The 2,088-nt window shown below is 65.5% G+C and carries 2 protein-coding genes; both read left to right on the plus strand.

The features are described from left to right. Positions 1–1,650 (plus strand): DNA mismatch repair protein MutS (mutS, locus tag B3187_RS05565; protein WP_286805014.1); only part of this gene is annotated, 1,650 nt, incomplete at its 5' end. Beyond that, a partial coding sequence (locus B3187_RS05570; RefSeq protein ID WP_286805016.1) for a nucleotidyltransferase domain-containing protein occupies positions 1,631–2,088 on the plus strand: 458 nt, incomplete at its 3' end. The genes mutS and B3187_RS05570, both read left to right, overlap by 20 nt.

The raw sequence follows: 2,088 nt of genomic DNA on the forward strand, positions 1-2,088 counted from the left end.
GCGATGGAAACCGACGCCATCCGCAAGGGCCTGCGCGCCGCGCCAGATATTGCCCGCGCCCTCACCCGGCTGACACTGGAACGCGGTGGCCCTCGTGATTTGGGCGCCATCGGCCGCGGCATTGTCCAGGCCCGCGCGCTGGGCCATCTGCTCTCGGGCCTCACCGATCCCGGCGACGAGCTTGCCGCCATCGCCAGAACCCTCGCGCAAGCCCCCGAAATCCTCTCCGACGAATTTGCAAAGGCCCTCGTCGAAGAACCCCCGCTCATGGCCCGCGACGGCGGGTTTGTCGCTTCCGGGTACGATGGCGAACTCGACACCCAGCGCCGCCTCGGATCGGAAAGCCGTAAAGTGGTCGCCGAGCTTCAAGCCGCGCTGGTCGAAAAGACCGGCGTGCGGGCGCTGAAAATCAAGCACAACAACGTGCTCGGCTTTTTCGTCGAAGTCCCCGCCTCCCACGGATCGCGCCTGCTCGAAGACAGTGTCTTCATCCATCGCCAGACCCTTGCCAACGCCATGCGGTTCACCACAACCGAATTGGCCGAGCTTGAAGGCAAGATCGCCCGCGCCCAGGAAATCGCCGTCGAAATCGAGCTTGGTATTTTCGCCCGCCTGCGCGAAGCCGCCCTTGCGCAAAGCCGCGATCTTATGGCCGCCGCCGACGCTATGGCCGAACTCGACGTGGCCGCCGCGCTGGCCAATCTCGCCGCCCAGCGTAACTGGTGCCGCCCGCAGATCGATGCGTCCCTCTCCTTTGAAATCGAAGGTGGTCGCCACCCGGTGGTCGAAAAAACCCTCGAGGCCGAAGGCAGGAGCTTCGTCGCCAACGACGCCGATCTCTCGGCCCCCGAGCCCGACGAGGGCGGCCAACTCTGGCTGGTCACCGGCCCCAATATGGGCGGTAAATCGACTTTCCTGCGCCAGAACGCATTGATCGCCATTCTCGCGCAAATGGGCTCATACGTCCCCGCCACGTCCGCCCATATCGGTGTGGTCGACAGGGTTTTTTCCCGCGTCGGCGCGTCCGACGACATCGCCCAGGGCCGCTCGACCTTCATGGTCGAAATGGTCGAGACCGCCGCCATTCTCAACCGCGCTACCCGCCAATCGCTGGTCATCCTCGACGAGATCGGCCGCGGCACCGCCACCTTCGATGGGCTCTCCATCGCCTGGGCCTGCGTCGAGACGCTGCACGAAACCACCGGCTGCCGGGCGATTTTCGCCACCCACTATCACGAGCTGACAGCCCTTTCCGCCACCCTTCTCCGCGTGTCCAACCACACAATGAGCGTCAAGGAGTACAAGGGCGACGTGGTGTTCCTGCACGAAGTGACGCAAGGAGCCGCCGATCGCTCCTACGGCATTCAGGTGGCAAAGCTGGCCGGGCTCCCTGCCCCGGTCATCACCCGCGCCCGTCAGGTGCTCGACCTGCTCGAAGCGCGCGGCCAGTCCAATCCGGGCTCGGCCCTTGCGGATTTGCCGCTCTTTGCCCATATGCCTTCCCCGGCCGACAAAACCGTGCCTCAACCTCGTGCTAACCCGGTTGGGGATATGATCGAGTCCGTGCGCCCCGACGATCTCTCCCCCCGGGCCGCGCTCGAATGGATTTATGAACTCAAGAAGGCTGCCCATGCCGACGGCGACCATTGAACCGATTGCGCGCAAGAAGACGGGGCTTCCCAGCGCCCATGCGCTGATCGCTGCCGTGCGCCGCGAAATCGGCGATGCCGCGCCCGACAGCCAGATTGCCCGCGCCGCCGTGCTCAAGGCCTTGCGTCAGGGGCTCAACGATGCCCGCATCGCCGCCGAAGCCGAGCTTGTCGCCAACCGCCGCGGCACCCGCTGTGCCCAGATGCTGGCCGCCGCTCAAGACGAATTGATCGGCGCCGCCCATCTCTGGGCCACCCGCTACGTCTATCCGCGCGAAAACCCCTCGGGCGCCGAGTCTCTCGCCATCGCCGCGGTGGGCGGCTATGGCCGAGGCACGCTGGCGCCGGGGTCCGATATCGATCTGTTGTTCATCCTGCCCTACAAGCAAACCCCCTGGGGCGAGAGCGTCACCGAATACGTGCTCTATATGCTCTGGGA

Origin of the sequence: Marinimicrobium sp. UBA4209, assembly GCF_002381585.1 — a bacterium.
Lineage (GTDB): Bacteria > Pseudomonadota > Gammaproteobacteria > Pseudomonadales > Cellvibrionaceae > Marinimicrobium > Marinimicrobium koreense.